This window comes from Caballeronia sp. LjRoot31, assembly GCF_964253885.1.
Taxonomy (GTDB): domain Bacteria; phylum Pseudomonadota; class Gammaproteobacteria; order Burkholderiales; family Burkholderiaceae; genus Caballeronia.
In genome coordinates, this window is record NZ_CAXURX020000002.1 from 2,031,494 (window position 1) to 2,047,929 (window position 16,436).

10 protein-coding genes are annotated in these 16,436 nt (G+C 62.4%); 6 read left to right on the plus strand and 4 right to left on the minus strand.

The window, feature by feature from the left end; genetic code table 11:
• Positions 1–23 precede the first annotated feature (23 nt).
• Both ACSQ8V_RS27385 and ACSQ8V_RS27390 read left to right on the plus strand, forming a co-directional pair.
• Positions 24–1,274, plus strand: a complete 1,251-nt coding sequence (locus ACSQ8V_RS27385) for an amidohydrolase family protein (RefSeq protein ID WP_436207781.1) — start codon at positions 24–26, stop codon at positions 1,272–1,274.
• Positions 1,275–1,336: 62 nt separating this feature from the next.
• Entirely contained in the window at positions 1,337–2,716 is a 1,380-nt protein-coding gene (locus tag ACSQ8V_RS27390) for an MFS transporter (protein ID WP_213766110.1), read from the plus strand.
• A gap of 36 nt (positions 2,717–2,752) precedes the next feature.
• On the opposite strand, the gene ACSQ8V_RS27395 is transcribed toward ACSQ8V_RS27390, so the two are convergent.
• Genes ACSQ8V_RS27395 through ACSQ8V_RS27410 form a run of 4 tightly spaced genes read right to left on the minus strand, consistent with a single transcriptional unit; the run spans position 2,753 to position 11,248 of the window.
• Entirely contained in the window at positions 2,753–6,958 is a 4,206-nt protein-coding gene (locus ACSQ8V_RS27395) for a molybdopterin-dependent oxidoreductase (RefSeq protein WP_436207782.1), read from the minus strand.
• 28 nt (positions 6,959–6,986) lie between these two features.
• Complete coding sequence (nirD, locus tag ACSQ8V_RS27400) at positions 6,987–7,334, minus strand: nitrite reductase small subunit NirD (protein WP_213766108.1); 348 nt, start codon at positions 7,332–7,334, stop codon at positions 6,987–6,989.
• 31 nt (positions 7,335–7,365) lie between these two features.
• On the minus strand, positions 7,366–9,906 hold the full coding sequence (nirB, locus tag ACSQ8V_RS27405; RefSeq protein ID WP_436207783.1) for a nitrite reductase large subunit NirB: 2,541 nt from the start codon (positions 9,904–9,906) through the stop codon (positions 7,366–7,368).
• Positions 9,907–9,919: 13 nt separating this feature from the next.
• A complete protein-coding gene (locus ACSQ8V_RS27410; RefSeq protein WP_436207784.1) occupies positions 9,920–11,248 on the minus strand; it encodes an MFS transporter in 1,329 nt (442 codons plus the stop codon).
• Positions 11,249–11,990: 742 nt separating this feature from the next.
• Between ACSQ8V_RS27410 and cobA the strand changes: the two genes are divergently transcribed.
• The 4 genes from cobA to ACSQ8V_RS27430 all read left to right on the plus strand — a co-directional run bounded on the left by cobA (position 11,991) and on the right by ACSQ8V_RS27430 (position 16,389).
• The gene (gene cobA / locus ACSQ8V_RS27415) at positions 11,991–12,803 is read left to right on the plus strand and encodes a uroporphyrinogen-III C-methyltransferase (RefSeq protein WP_213766105.1); all 813 of its coding nucleotides are present in this window, start codon (positions 11,991–11,993) and stop codon (positions 12,801–12,803) included.
• A gap of 112 nt (positions 12,804–12,915) precedes the next feature.
• Complete coding sequence (locus ACSQ8V_RS27420) at positions 12,916–13,491, plus strand: ANTAR domain-containing response regulator (RefSeq protein WP_213766104.1); 576 nt, start codon at positions 12,916–12,918, stop codon at positions 13,489–13,491.
• A 9-nt stretch (positions 13,492–13,500) separates the two neighbouring features.
• A complete protein-coding gene (locus ACSQ8V_RS27425; protein WP_436207785.1) occupies positions 13,501–14,658 on the plus strand; it encodes a CmpA/NrtA family ABC transporter substrate-binding protein in 1,158 nt (385 codons plus the stop codon).
• A gap of 396 nt (positions 14,659–15,054) precedes the next feature.
• The gene (locus ACSQ8V_RS27430) at positions 15,055–16,389 is read left to right on the plus strand and encodes a YihY/virulence factor BrkB family protein (protein ID WP_436207786.1); all 1,335 of its coding nucleotides are present in this window, start codon (positions 15,055–15,057) and stop codon (positions 16,387–16,389) included.
• Positions 16,390–16,436: the final 47 nt, after the last annotated feature.

Below are 16,436 nucleotides of genomic sequence, written 5' to 3' on the forward strand. Positions count from 1 at the left end.
TCCACCTTCTCAGGAGAGTCGCGATGACGTCGGTGTTGTTTCGCAACGGCGCGCTGCTGGACCCGTTGCAGCCAGAACTAATCCCCGGCCACGAGGTATTGGTCGAAGAGGGCCGAATCAAGGAAGTCTCCGACCGCCCGATCAAAACCGCCAATGCCCGCGTGATCGATTTGAAAGGCAAGACGTTGATGCCCGGCCTGATCGATCTCCACGTGCATGTCATCGCGGTCGAGTTCAACCTGCCACGCGTGGCAACCTTACCCAACGTGCTTGTCACGCTACGCGCCGTGCCATTGATGCGCGCGATGCTGCGTCGCGGCTTTACCAGCATCCGCGACGCCGGCGGCGCCGGCTACCCGTTCAAGCAGGCCGTGGAAGCCGGACTGGCCGAAGGCCCACGCATGTTCGTCTCCGGCCGCGCACTGAGCCAGACCGGCGGTCACGGCGACATGCGTACACGCACCGACTACATGCCACCGGACGCGCCTTGCGGCTGCTGCGTACGCGTCGGTGCGCTCACACGGGTAGCGGACGGCGTGGACGAGGTGCGACGCGCCGTTCGCGAAGAACTCCAGATGGGCGCGGACCAGATCAAGATCATGGCATCCGGCGGCGTTGCCTCGCCGACCGACCCCGTGGGTGCATGGGGATACTCCGAGGACGAGATCCGCGCGATCGTTGCCGAGGCGCGCGGCCGCCAGACCTACGTACTGGCTCACGCCTACACGCCCGACGCGATTGCACGCGCGGTGCGCTGCGGCGTGCGCACGATCGAGCACGGTAATCTCATCGACGACGCGACTGCACGTCTGGTTGCCGAGCACGATGCCTTCGTGGTTCCCACGCTGGTGACGTACGAAGCGCTCGCCAGCGAGGGCGGCAAATACGGCCTGCCCGAAGCGAGCTTGGCGAAGGTGGCCGACGTCCACGAAGCCGGCCTCAGGTCGCTCGAAATCATGAAACGCGCGGGCGTGCGCATGGGCTTCGGCACGGATCTGCTGGGTGAATCGCAACGTCTGCAAAGCGATGAATTCCGGCTGCGCGCCGAGGTTTTATCGCCGGCTGAAGCCATAGCAAGTGCAACGATGGTAGGCGCCGACGTGCTTGGCATGACGGGCAAACTCGGCCGCCTCGTGCCGGGCGCGTTCGCCGATGTGCTGGTTGTGGACGGCAATCCACTTCGATCCATCGACTGCCTGCTCGGTCAGGGCGAACACATTCCGTTCGTGATGAAAGGCGGTCACATCCACTTCGATGAACTCGAGCACGCCTGACTCGAGCACGCTTGGACCCCCAGCCGAATCCGTTCATTCCTGACAGCGAGGCGCGTTACCCAATGTCGACGATTTCCGCCCGTATCGAACGCATGCCGTTTTCTTCGTTTCATCGACGGCTATTGCTGATGGGCGGTCTCGGCTACACCTTCGACGCCATGGACGCCGCCGTGCTCGCGTTCCTGCTGCCGGTGCTGCGCACGCAGTGGTCGCTCAGCAGCGTGCAGACGGGCGTGCTCGGCAGCGGTACGTTCATCGGCTATTTCCTCGGGGCGATGCTCGCAGGCATGCTCGGCGATCTGATCGGACGGCGGCGCGTGATGATGGTTGCGCTGGTGATCTACTGCGTCGCATCGCTGGCCAGCGCAACCGCCCACGACTGGCCGTTCTTTCTCGCGACACGCATTGTCGCCGGACTCGGCACGGGCGCCGAAAGCGCGATCGTCGCACCGTTCCTGTCGGAGTTCGTGGCGCGCCGGTATCGCGGTGCGTTCACGGGCAGTCTCGCCGGCTTCTTCTCATTTGGCTTCGTGGCTGCTGCGCTGCTTGGTTATCTCGTGATTCCGCTTGCACCGAACGCGTGGCGCGTGGTGATGGTAATCACCGCCTTGCCTATCGTAATGTTGCTCTGGTGGCGACGCGCGTTGCCCGAATCGCCGCGCTGGCTGGTCGCGCGCGGGCGGCACGCGGAAGCCGAGGTAATCGTCGCGCGGGCGGAAGCCGAATTGATGGCTGCGGGCGTGAAACTGGAACCCCTGCCGGCAACCGATGCGGCCGCCGAAGCGGAGGTTCCCATCGCGGCGCAACGTGCTTCGGTGCTCGCGAACGTTAAGGCCCTCTGGTCGCGCAAGCTCGCGCGCATCACCACCATGACGTGGCTCATGTGGCTTTCGATCACCTTCAGCTACTACGCGTTCTTCACGTGGATTCCAAGCCTGCTCGTGCAGAACGGCATGACGATCACACGCAGCTTTTCTTACTCGCTCGTGATCTATATCGCGCAGATACCGGGTTATTTTTCAGGCGCGTGGCTGAACGAAAAGATCGGCCGGCAAGCGACCATTGCGTCGTACATGGTGCTGGGAGGCGTCTCGGCATTAGGACTTGCGCTCACGCGTAGCGACGGGGGCATCATGCTATCCGGCGTGCTGCTGTCGTTCTTCATGAATGGCACGTATGCGGGTGTCTACGCCTACACGCCCGAGGTTTTTCCAACCGATGTCCGCGCAACCGGCACGGGGCTGGCTTCATCGATTGGTCGGCTAGGCGCTATCGCCGCCCCTATCCTGGTTGGGTATGTGTATCCGTTGCTGGGCTTTCCAGGCGTGTTTGGGGCGACCACATTCGTACTGCTGATCGGTGCGGCGGCAGTGGTGCTGATGGGCGTGCCAACGCGCGGACGATCGCTTGAAGACATCGCGGCGCAGCAGTTGCGCGATTAGCGAGAGCGCGGGGCTCATGCGCGACTCAAGCGAAACTCAATACACGTCCCGCACATAACGCTTGTCCCTGACCATGCCACTAACATATTCCTGAGCCTTGTCGTCGTTCATGCCGGCATGCTGAGCCACGACAGACTTGAGCGCTGCGTCAACGTCCTTGGCCATGCGGCCCGCGTCGCCGCAGACATAGAAATGCGCGCCGGCCTCAAGCCACGACCACAGCTCGGCCCCGCGTTCACGCATACGATCCTGCACATAGATCTTGTCGGCCTGGTCCCGCGAGAACGCGAGATCGAGACGGTTCAGCAGACCCTTGCGGCGCATCTCATCGAGTTCATCGCCGTAGTAATAATCCGTGGCGGCATGCTGCTCGCCAAAGAACAACCAGTTGCGGCCGGTGTCGCCGCGCGCGAGGCGTTCATGCAGGAAGCCCCTGAACGGGGCCACGCCGGTGCCGGGGCCGACCATGATCATGGGTGCATCGCCACTATGGGGAAGATGGAAATGCGCCGATTTCTGCACGAACACCGGCACGCTGGCATCGCCCGCGCGATCGGCCAGAAAGGTCGAGGACACGCCCTTGCGCTGACGCCGGCCGTTGTTATACCGGACCGCCGACACGGTCAGGTGTATCTCGTCAGGGTGTGCCTTGGGACTCGATGCAATCGAGTAAAGGCGCGGCTGCATGCGCTTGAGCATGCCGATCAGTTCCGTGGCTGAAAGCTCCACCGGGAATTCATGCAGCACGTCAGCCAGTTGCTGACCCCAGAGCCATTTCTTCAGGTCCGCCTTGTTGTCCTCGCGAAGCAGCCTGCCCAATGCATTATTCGCACCATTCGCACCCCCTGCACCGTTGTGCGTCCGGGCTGCGATGAACGTCAACGCGTTGTGATTCGGCCGCGCTATTTCATAGTGCTTGCCGAGCGCGTCGGCCAGCCGCATCTCACCCGCGCCCGCCACATTGACGGCGGCATCGGCGCTAAGGCCACTCAGTCCGATGAGTTCATCGACCAGTTCGGGACAGTTTCTCGGCCACACCCCGAGCGCATCGCCGACCTCATAATCAAGACCCGAGTCAGCGGTATCCAGCGAGAAATAACGCGTGTCCTTCGTCGCGCCCTGCTTGTTCAGCCGCAGATTCTTCACCAGCCGCGACGCTGCCGGATGGGTCTTCGAAGGCCCGGCGCCGGGCAGCACGGCCGGAATCATGCCGTCGGCCGGGACTGCATGCAGCGCCGCATCTTCTTCCTTGATACGCGCGACGATTCGCTCGAGCCAAGCGTCGGCTGCGGGCTGGTAATCGGCATCGCAGTCGACCCGCTCCAGCAAAGGTATCGCGCCGCGTTCGAGCAAACGGGCATCGAGCTTGCGGCCGTGACCGCAGAACGCATCGTAGTTGCGATCACCAAAAGCCAGCACGGCGTAGCGCACGCCATCCAGGCGCGGGGCGTTATCGGCACTGATCCCGGTCCAGAAACTCGCGCCGTTATCGGGGGCATCGCCGTCGCCGAACGTACTCGTCATCAGCAAAACGTACTGCGCTTTCTCCAGGTCGGAAACCGCATAGTCGGCCATGCACGTGGTGCGTATTTCGAAGCCGGACTCCATCAACTGGGTCGCATATCGCTCGGTCAACGATTCGATATTCCCCGTCTGAGAAGCCCACAGCAACACGACTTTTGGCCGCGCCCGCGCAATGCGCACAGAGGACTCGGCGATGGTTGCTGCAACCGGTGCGGTCAACGTAGGCATAGCCGTTTCAGCGCGGCTGAAGAGCCCCGCGAGGACACCATCGAGCCAAAGCCGCGTAGCAGGGGCGATGGGCGCACTAAGCGGCAACGTCGGTACGCCACCTGTTCCGCGGCCTTCCGTCGAGCGCAGGCCGCTCATGAAACCGTCGATGTAGATGCGTTCGGTCTCGCTAAGTTCGGGGGGCGGCGTTTTCGGAATACCGAGCAGCGCGGCAAGGGCATCAATACGGGACATGTCCAGTTCCTGGTTCGGACGGGCGTGATCGGCGGCGACGGGCTCGACGCGTTCCGAGCTGGCGGCATCGTCACGCGTCTCAGGATTCGCCGTGTCAGCTTTAGGCGCTACGCGGCTGAGCGCAACAGCACAGAACTTGAATTCAGGCTGCTGCGATATCGGGTCGATCGCGTCATTCGTCACGGCGTTGATGCAGAGTTCTTCGCCAAAGACGTCGTTCCAATGCATGGGGGCAAAGCAGTTGCCGGCACGAACCCGATCGGTGACCACCGCCGGCAAAACGGCGCGGCCGCGGCGCGAGCGAATCTCGACCGCGTCCTTCGCCTTGATACCCAGCGCCGCCGCATCTTCGGGATGAATTTCCACGAACGGAGCAGGATTCAGCTTGTTCAGCATGGGCACCTTGCCGGTCTTGGTCATGGTGTGCCACTGGTGCTGCAAGCGGCCCGTATTCAGCACGATAGGCCGTTCACTGTCAGGCATTTCCGCAGGAGCCACATGCGAGCGAGCGAAGAAAACGGCCTTGCCGGTTGAAGTGGGAAAGCTCAGGCGCGGGCGGCTGCCGTCAGGCATTTGCCTGAGCGTCTGGCTCACGCCGTCGTTGATATAACGCACCGGATTGCGATCGGCTGCAACGTCCGGTGCACAGGGCCATTGCAACGGCGTCTCGCGCAAGCGTTCATGGCTCGCACCGCGCAGGTCGTAGCCCGTCTTGAGATTCGACGTCCGGGTGATCTCCGCGAATACCTCTTCTGCCGATGCATAACTGAATGCATCGGCGAAACCCATTTCACATGCGACGCGCGCGATGATCTGCCAGTCCGGCAACGCGGCGCCCGGCGGCTCGATGGCCTTCTGCGTGAGCGTCATGTTGCGCTCGGAGTTGATCATCACGCCTTCGGCCTCAGCCCACAGCGCGCCCGGCAGAAGGACATCGGCGTAGCGATTGGTTTCAGTATCGAGGAAGGCGTCCTGTGCAATGACCAGCTCCGCGGCCTGCAACCCCGCAATCACGGTCTGCCGGTTCGGCACGCTTGCAACAGGATTGGTGCAGATGATCCAGCAGGCCTTGATCTCGCCGGTCGACATGCGCGAGAACATGTCCACGGTGCCTTGGCCGAGCGAAGTCTTGAGTGTGCCCTTAGGGACATTCCACAGGTCTTCTATGAAATCCCTATCCTCCGCTACCAGCACCGAACGCTGGCCGGGAAGCCCGGGTCCCATGTAACCCATCTCGCGCCCGCCCATGGCATTAGGCTGGCCGGTGAGCGAGAACGGCCCGCTGCCCGGCCGGCATATCTTGCCCGTGGCGAGATGCAGGTTGCAGATGGCGTTCGTATTCCAGGTCCCGTGCGTGCTTTGGTTGAGGCCCATGGTCCAGCAGCTCATCCACTCGGGCGCCTCGCCCATCCATTGCGCCGCTCGGCGAATGTCCGCTTCGGGAATACCGGTGATCTCAGCCACCTTATCCGGCGCATAGTCCTCCAGAAAGGCAGGCATCGCGTCCCAGCCCTCAGTCGATTCGGCGATGAAATCAGCATCGGCATGACCGTTCCGATGCAGCAAATAAAGCAGGCCGTTCAGCAACGCGAGATCGGTGCCCGGCTTGATCTGCATGAAGAGGCTGGCTTTGTCGGCGGTCGCGTTGCGGCGCGGGTCCACCACGATCAGCTTCGCGCCGGCCTTCACGCGATCCATCATGCGCAGGAACAGGATCGGGTGACAGTCGGCCATGTTCGCGCCGATCACAAAAAACAGGTTCGCTTTATCGATGTCCTCGTATGAGCCCGGTGGCCCGTCAGCACCCAGCGAGAGTTTGTAGCCGCTGCCGGCGCTCGCCATGCAGAGCCGCGAATTGGACTCTATGTTGTTGGTGCCGACAAACCCCTTCGCGAGCTTGTTGACGAGGTACTGCGCCTCGATCGACATCTGCCCCGACACATAGAACGAAAGCGCGTCCGGGCCGTGCTCGTCAAGCAGCCCACGCAGGCGCTGAGCGGTGTCGGAAATCGCTTGCGCCATGGGTAACGGGATCGGGTCGCGATCCCGTTCGCGGCGAATGAAAGCGCCCTCCAGACGGCCCGATTTGCGCAAGACCACATGCGCCGACGAACCCTTGGTGCACAGGCGTCCAAAGTTGGCCGGATGCTCCTTGTCACCGGACACCTTGACCACTTCTCCCTTCTCGACTTGCAAGACCATGCCGCAGCCAACGCCGCAGTATGGACACACGGTTTTTACGCTGCCGGAGATCATGACCGACGCTCGAACCCGCTCACCTTGGTCATACCGCGACCCACACGTGGCCGTCCTCTACGCGCGCGGCAAAAGCGTTGACCGAGTTCGCCGGTATCTCGATGCATTCGCCCGTGCGAAGATCATAGTGATGCTTGAAGATCGGCGATGCCACCACAATGCGCTCGCCCAGATTGCCGATCAGTCCACGCGACAGTACAGACGCCTGTGAGCCCGGGTCGAAGTTATCGATCGCGTACACGCTTGGGGTTCCATCGAAGAGATGGAACACGGCGACCTGCTCGCCGTTGATAAGCGCACAGACGCCGGTGTTCGGCACGATGTCGTCAAGCGGGCACACAGGCACCCATGAGCTTGAGATTCGATCGTTGTTCATGATGATGTCCTCAGTGTGTTTCACGTGCGCTTCAAACCGTCTCGACAACCACCGGAATGTCGATTCGCTTCAGGTGCCGTTCAGCCGGCGTCGCGGGGCGAATCTGGCCGCGCTCTTCGACGAAACTCACGTTCGCATCGGCTTCATCGCTGTTCACGAAATGACGGAAGCGCTTGCGCGTGTCCGGATCGTTGACTGCCTTTTTCCACTCGCATTCGTAGGTGTCGACCACGTACTGCATCTCCGCTTCGAGTTCCGCGGCAAGCTGAAGCTTGTCGCGCACCACGACATCGATCAGGTATTCGAGCCCGCCTTCCAGGTTGTCGCGCCAGACGCTCGTGCGCTGCAGGCGGTCCGCGGTACGGATGTAGAACATCAGGAAGCGGTCGATGTACTGGATCAGCGTGACACGGTCGAGATCGGAGGCGAGCAGCTCGGCGTGGCGCGGTTTCATGCCACCGTTGCCGCATACATAGAGGTTCCACCCCTTCTCGGTCGCAATCACGCCGATGTCCTTGCCTTGTGCCTCCGCACATTCGCGTGTGCATCCGGAGACGCCGAACTTGATCTTGTGGGGCGTGCGCAAACCCTTGTAGCGGTTCTCTATGTCGATCGCGAGACCGACCGAATCGCCCACGCCATAGCGGCACCAGGTCGAACCCACGCAGGACTTCACGGTCCGCACCGACTTGCCGTACGCATGACCGGACTCGAAGCCGGCCGCGATCAGTTCTTCCCAGATCAGCGGCAGCTGTTCAACCCGCGCGCCGAACAGGTCAACACGTGCCCCGCCCGTGACCTTGGTGTACAGGCCATACTTTTTTGCGACCTGGCCGACGGCGATCAAACCGTCCGGCGTGACCTCGCCACCGGGCATCCGGGGGACGACGGAATAGGTGCCGTCGCGCTGGATATTCGCGAGATAGTAGTCGTTCGAATCCTGCAGGCTTGCATGCTCTTTCTTCAGCACGAACTCGTTCCAGCACGATGCAAGAATCGCGGCGGCAGCCGGCTTGCAGATATCGCAGCCAAGACCGTGGCCATGCTTCGCGAGCAACGCGCCAAACGTCTCGATGCGCTCGACGCGCACCATGTGATAAAGCTCCTGACGCGAGTAAGGGAAGTGCTCGCACACGTGGTTATTAACTGCGAGCCCTTGCTTTTTCATCTCGGCCTTCATCACCTGTGTGACCAGCGCCACGCAACCGCCGCACGAACTGCCAGCCTTGGTTGCGGACTTCAACGCACCAATGCTGGTTGCACCCGCGCAGACCGCTTCGCATATCTGCCCTTTCGACACGTTGTTGCACGAACAGATCTGCGCAGCTTCGGGCAGCGCTTCGACACCAAGACCAGGCTTTTGCTTGCCATCGGCGGAAGGGAGAATCAGGAATTCCGGAGCGTCAGGCAACTCGATGCGGTTCAGCATCATCTGCAGCAGCGTGCCGTATTCGCCTGCGTCACCGACCATCACGCCACCGAGCAAATACTTGCCGCACTCGGACACCACCAGTTTCTTGTAGACCTGCTTGCGTTCATCGCTGAACTGGTATGCACGGCTGCCCGGCGTCTTGCCGTGCGCGTCGCCAATACTCGCCACGTCCACGCCCATCAGCTTGAGCTTCGTGCTCATATCGGCACCGGTGAAACCAGCCTGTTCGCCAGCCAACTGTTTTGCAACAACACGGGCCATGTCATAACCCGGCGCGACCAGCCCGAATATCTGCCCGTTCCAGAGTGCGCATTCGCCGATCGCATAGATATCGGCGTCACTCGTGCGGCAGTTGTCGTCGATCACAATGCCGCCGCGCGCACCGACTTCAAGGCCGCTGATTCGCGCAATCTCATCGCGCGGGCGGATGCCGGCGGAGAACACGATCATGTCGGTGTCGAGATGGCTTGCGTCGGCGAACTCCATGCGGTGCGTGCCGTTCTCGCCATCGACTATGGCTACGGTGTTCTTCTGCGTATGAACCGTCACCCCCAGCTCTTCGATCTTGCTGCGCAATACGCGCGCGCCGCTGTCGTCAACCTGCACGGCCATCAAGCGCGGCGCGAACTCGACCACGTGCGTCTGCAAGCCCATGTCGCGCAACGCCTTGGCGCACTCAAGCCCCAGCAGTCCGCCGCCTACCACCGTGCCCGTTTTCGAGCGTGCGCCGCATTCCTTCATGGCTTCGAGATCTTCAATGGTGCGGTACACGAAGCAATCACGACGCTCATTGCCCGCCACCGGCGGCACGAACGGATAGGAGCCGGTTGCGAGCACCAGCTTGTCGTACGCCAGCACTTCGCCGGTCGACACCGTCACGGTACGCGCCGCGCGATCGATCGACACCGCCTTCGCATTGAGCTCAAGCCGCACGCGCGCGCGCTCGAAGAATCCCGGCTCGACCAGCGACAGGTCCTGCGCCGTCTTGCCCGAGAAGAACTCCGACAGATGCACGCGGTCGTAAGCCGGCCGCGGCTCTTCGCATAGCACGGTGATATCAAGCTCGTGCGCTGCGTTTTCAGCGAGGCATTCAAGGAGTTTATGGCCGACCATGCCATGACCGACGACGACGATTTTCATGATCAGGACGCTCTCAATTGGCAATGCTGTTATTGACACCCAATGCATCTGCACGCAGCGCGGCTTCCTGTGCCTTGTGCTCGGAGCTAAAGCGCACGGCGAGTGCGCACAGCGCGGACAACGTGACCAGCACGCCGAGCATGGCGAGCGTCTGCTGGACGCTGCCGAAGCCCTTCATCAGGAAGCCGGCGGCCACCGCACCCACGTTGCCGCCCGCACCGATAATCCCCGCCACGCCGCCCAGCGCCTTGCGATCGATGAACGGCACAAGCGCATACGTCGCGCCGCACGCCATGTGCGTGAACAGGCCGAAGCTCAGCATGGCGACCACGGCGAGCACCGCGCTATCCGCATGCGAAAACCATAACAGCCCGAGACCTTCGCCCGCTATGAGCGCGAACAACAAAGTCGAACGAATTTCCAGGCCGCGACGTGCAGCGGCCTTGTCCGATATCCAGCCGCCGAGCGCACGGGCGAACAGGGCGAGCAGTCCAAAGCTGCCGGCAGCGGCACCGGCGGCTTTCAGCGAGAGATGAAAGTGATCGACATAATAGATAGCGGCAATGTTGTGGATGAACACTTCGACGCCAAAGCAAGCCGCATAGGTAATGAAAAGCATCCATACGCGATAGTTCGCGCAGGCCGTGCGAAAGCTCGCCCAGCCGCCTTTCTTGCCACCATCGATGGTGATGCCTTGCGCGCGCAACTGCGTGAAGTTGCCTTGCGGGCAGTCCTGCGTGAAGCGCCAGTAGAACCAGGCCATCACCGGCATGGCCAGCCCGGGAACCACGAGCGCCAGGCGCCATGCGGATGCATCTGCGGCGCCGAGCGCGAGCATGCCCGCGAGCAGCAACGGGACCAGTATTTGCGCCGCGCCGGCCCCGGCATTACCCCAACCGGCGCTGGTCGCATTGGCCGTGCCGACCACGTTCGGCGCGAACATCACAGATGTGTGGTACTGCGTAATAACGAAGCTCGCCCCCACCGCGCCAATGCCCAGGCGGCACAGCAGGAAGCTTTCATAACCGCCCGAGAGCGCCGCGCCGAACACGGGGAATGCACCCAGGAGCAGCAGCCCCGTATAGACCTTGCGCGGACCGTAGCGGTCGCACATCGGGCCAATGATGAGCCTTACCAGGATCGTCGCGGCAACTGCTGCGATATTGATATTGGCGACCTGATCGATGGACAGGCCGAACTCGCGCTTGATCAACGGCATCAGCGGCGCACAGGCGAACCACGCGAAGAAGCAGACGAAGAACGCCATCCATGTGAGGTGGAAGGCACGCATGGGCACGGTGCGCAGGCTGAAGAGATCGATCCGGGTTGCTTTGTCTGCCATTGTCTTTCCACAAAACAAAAAGGCGTCCCGTGAACCCAGCCGATGACTGAGTTCAGGGGACGCCATTGTCCAAAAAGCCCGTCATGGGCCGCTGCTGAAGCCTTGCGATGAAACCGGACCGCCGTTGGTCCATGGACGCTCTCGTTGCAAGGGCCATGCCATACGCGGCGTTTCTATATTTGGCGGGCGTTTGCGCTCGGCGGCGCGTTTGTCAGCCGATTACGGGCGATGCATTTTGATGCAACGCCGCACACTCGCGGTGCGACGCGGCACTGTCCGCGTGCGAGTGGGACGGCACCCTGCTTGGGGCGTTCCGGTCCGCTATGCAAGATCAAAGAGGGCCTTCTTCGTGCGGGCACGCTTAAGGAGCGCAGCTTCGCGCGGCGGACGCGTTATTGCCCGCATCGTTCGTTGCCGGGCGCGCCAGGGCAATACTCGTCTGGCCTGGATATTGCCTATCACTGGCTGTGCGCGGCAACGATGTCGGGCGCTTGGATACACAGTTTTATCGATTGAATGCCGGTCACCATCGGCGACTCAGGACAACGGCGTCCCTTCGTGCAAGAGCACGAGCGGATGCCGTTTTTCGTTGGAGCGCCGTGTTGTCGCATTGCCCGAATGCAGGTCATCTGATCTGCGCGACGCGCGACCCATGCGGCTCATTCCGAACTTCGGTCTTTTAAGCAACGCGGCGGTGGCTGCGCTTTTCTCAAGCTTTCTCAAGCCGCCAAAGGACATCACGATGACAACTGGCAAGGTCACCTTGCTTAGCGCCGGTCCCGGCGATCTGGACCTGCTCACGATCAAAGCCGCCAAAGCATTGGCGCTGGCGGATATCGTGTTGCTGGACGATCTCGCCAATCCCGACATCGTCTCGCTTGCGCCCCGCGCGCGCGTGATCCGCGTCGGCAAGCGCGGTGGCTGCAAGTCGACACCGCAAGCGTTCATTCAACGGCTGATGCAACGTTATGCCCTCAAAGGGTTGCACGTGGTTCGCGTGAAGGGCGGCGACGCGCTGCTGTTCGGACGCGCGGGCGAAGAACTCACAGCACTGCGCCACGCGCAGATTCCGGTGGAGATCATCAACGGCATTTCGTCGGGCTTTGCAGCGGCCGCGAGTCTAGGGATATCACTGACGCATCGGGAACATTGCCAGGGAGTGACCTTCGTCACGGCGCACAAGCAGGATCATGGCGAACCCAACTGGGCCGCACTCGCTGCAACCGGCACGACGCTCGCGATCTACATGGGCATGACGCGCATCGAAAGCCTCTGCCATGCGCTGCTCTCGGCGTTACCGGCATCCACCCCTGCCGCCGTGGTTCAATGGGCCGGTACCGCATCCGAGCGACGCTGGCTTGGACCGCTGGACCGCCTGGCTATCGACGCCGTGAAGGAAGGGCTGGGAAGCCCCGCCGTGATCCTCGTTGGCAATGCGATCAGCGAAGCGGTAGATTGGGTGACTCACAACGGAAGCGGCGCTCTTGCCGTGGACAAGCATGCCGCCTTCAACGCATGGCAAGACATCACTGAAGCGGTTCAGCATGCAGCCTGACCGGCGCAAACGGCATCGAGCGGCGAAAGCGGTCTTTATGGCGCGCGCTGATCGTCCGCCAGAGAGCGTTGCGTCAAGCATTCCATGCATGAGCTATCCCGGCGCCTGACCCATGCTTCGCGTACTGCTCGTCACCGACACCGACAAACCCATTGGCGATCTTCGCCAGGCACTCGCACGCCTGGGCTACGACATGCTGGCCGAGGTCGCGACCCCCGCGGCATTGCCCAAGGTGGTGGAGGAACAGCGCCCGGATGTGGTCATCATCGATACTGAATCGCCTTCACGCGATACGCTCGAACAACTTGCCGTGATGAACGAGACCGCGCCGCGCCCGGTCCTGATGTTCAGCAACGACGGCGACCAGCAACTGATTCACGCCGCGGTCGGTGCAGGCGTGAGCGCTTACCTTGTCGAAGGCCTGGAGGCCGCGCGTCTCGCCCCCATTCTCGAAGTCGCGCTGGCGCGTTTCGCCCGCGAGGAGCAATTGCGCAAGCGGCTCGCCAAAGCCGAAAATGAACTCGCCGACCGCAAGCTGATCGACCGGGCCAAGCGCCTGTTGATGGACCGGCGCAAGATGTCGGAACCTGAGGCCTACGCCATGCTGCGCAAGCGCGCGATGGACGAGGGACTGAAGCTTGCCGAGGTTGCGCGCCAGTTGGTGTCGATGGTCGATTTACTAGGGTAGCCCTACTACATGAATACGCCCAAAGCCGTTTTGAACCGCGCGTCCGCGCAACCCGAGAAGACCCACATTCGCCTGGGTTTCGTGGCGCTGAGCGATGCCGCCCCGCTCGCCGTTGCCAAGATCCTCGAGTTTGGCCACAGCCACGGCCTGACGCTCGAGTTGTGCCGGCAGCCTTCCTGGGCGGCTGTACGCGACAAGCTGTTGTCCGGCGAGATCGATGCGGCGCACGCGCTGTACGGGCTCGTGTACGGCGTGCAGCTCGGTATTGGCGGGCCGCAAGGCGACATGGCCGTGCTGATGGTGCTGAACCGCAATGGCCAGGCCATCACGCTGTCGAACCCCCTTGCCGATGCGCTGAGCAGGAGCGGCAATTTGAAGGAGGCGCTTGCGACGCTCGGCCGTCCTCCGGTTTTCGCACAGACCTTTCCGACCGGCACGCACGCGATGTGGTTGTACTACTGGCTCGCAGCTCTTGGCGTGCATCCGCTGCGCGACATTCGCAGCATCGTGATCCCGCCGCCGCAAATGGTCGATGCGTTGGCCGAAGGCCAGCTCGACGGATTCTGTGCCGGTGAGCCGTGGAACGCGGTTGCCGAGGCGCGTCACGCGGGCAGGACCGTCGCGATTTCGAGCCAGATCTGGCCGGACCACCCGGAAAAGGTGCTTGCCAGCCGGCGCGATTTTATCGCCCTTTATCCGAACACGGCACGCGCGCTGGTCCAGACCATGCTCGAGGCGTGCCGGTGGCTTGACGACCCCGCGCATCGAGCCGAGATCTCCAAGTGGCTCGCCGCGCCGGAACTGTTAGGTGTGCCTCAGGAATTGATCGCGCCGCGGCTGCTCGGTGAGTATGACGCAGCGCAATTCCCCGGGCAGCCGCGCCCGCTCCCCGTTCGCTTCTTCGATAAAGGCGCCGTCAACTATCCGCGACCGTCCGATGGCCTGTGGTTCCTGACGCAATATCGGCGATGGGGTTTGCTGAGCGGCGCTCACGACGACGCCGCCATTGCATCGGCAATCAGCCAGACGGCGCTGTATCGCGAGGCCGCTGCCTTGGCGGACGTTCGCGTGCCGGACGAGATTCGCGCGGACATGCTGATCGATGGGCGCGTCTGGGACGGACAAGATCCCGCCGCCTATCTCGACGGATTCGCCATACGCGCCTGACGTTGTGGGCGCGTTTGTCCGTTTGTCCGTTTTGTCGCCGGCTGCAACGGCTCGGCGACGCATGTCACCTCGTGACGGCGTGGCGTTCATTCGTTCATTCGCCCATTCACATGCCCACATGTGCCCATTCCCGCGCCGATTGAAAACCCCACTGCCCCCAAACGTAGAACTACGTAAAACAAAGTTAACGATTGGTGACGAAAGTGCGCGCCAAAGGCATCCGAACGGCCTATGAGCCCGATTTGGGTTGCCAAGCTGCGACGGGATGACGGATGCTCCATGAGTCCCGGCGCGCAGTGGCGCGATCGCAGGCTTAACGGCCGTGGGAACGCATCGTGCTCCGACGCGTTACAAACCGTCAAGATCATCATTACCATCAGCGAAGTTGAGGTTTCCATGAGCACATTGTCCACCGAGAAAATTCAGGCTGCCGTGAAAAAGGACGCATCCTGGGTGATGGGCGCGCTCAGGAAATTTGGCGAGGATCGCTGTGCCGCCATGGCGGCGAGCATCGCGTTCTACTCCGCGTTTTCGCTGGCGCCGACGCTGGTCATGGTCATCGCCGTGGCCGGCTGGGTGTTCGGGGCCGACGCCGCGCGCGGCCAGTTGTTTCATCACGTCAATGGACTGCTCGGCGATCAGGCCGCGGCGAGCGTGCAGAGCATTGTCGAGAATGCCCACCGTAGCGGCGGCACGGGAGTCGCCGCCGTGATCTCGTTCGTGTTGCTGGCGCTGGGTGCATCGGCGACATTTTCATCGCTCAACACCGCGCTGAACCTCGTATGGCCACTTACCGGCGAGCAGAAATCCAGCGTTTTCGCGCTGGTGCGGGTGCGGCTGATCTCGTTCGGCCTGGTGCTGGGGGTGGCGTTCCTGCTGATCGTCTCGCTAGTCCTCGATACCGCCATCCAGGCCGTGGGCAAATGGCTTTGGGGTAATTCGCCGTTCGTGATCGTCGGCGACATCGTGCAGTTGCTGGTCGGACTGGTGATTCTCTCGCTTGCGTTCGGAGCGCTGCTGAAGTTCCTCCCCGACGGCCGGGTGCAATGGCGGGACGCACTGGTCGGCGGGTTTGTTGCCGCGATCCTGTTTTCGGTCGGCAAAAAACTGTTTGCGTTCTACCTGACTCACGCGGGCACGGCGAATTCATTCGGCGCGGCGGGCTCGCTTGCGGTGTTGCTGATGTGGCTGTACTTCTCGGCAGCAGTCCTGCTGCTTGGCGCGGAGTTTTCAGCCGCGCGAGCACGTTTGCACGATCCCCGCGGTGCGTGGGGCCAGCAAAGCACCCGGGTCCCCCCAGGCAGCCGCGCCAAGATCGGCTCGATGCTGGCGGGCTCGACAGTTCCCGGAGCCGGCCGTGTGGACACGGACAACCCCGGAAACACAAAAGCCTTTACGGTCGTGCCGGGACGTTCGCGAGCATCCATCGAAAGAAGGGCTGAACACGCGCAGCATTTGACGCAGCAGGCGCGCAAACGGGTATCGGCGTTGAGCACCGCGTTGACCCTCAGCCGCAAGCTGGCCCGTGCGGAGACCGTGGCTACCCGGGTGACGGCGCAAGCCATGCGGGATTGCGGGCGCAAGGCGGTCCAGGCAAATGACCTGGTGAAGCGGTATCCGTGGCGCGCCGTGTTGCTGGCCGGCGGCGCAGGTTTGGCGCTCGCGCTGTTATCGGGACGTGAAACCGGACGCGAAGCCGGACGTGATCATCCTGCGGCAAACGACGAATAACGCCGTCAAGCCGAGCGGGATCAGGAGCGGAATCAAGTCGCAAACCA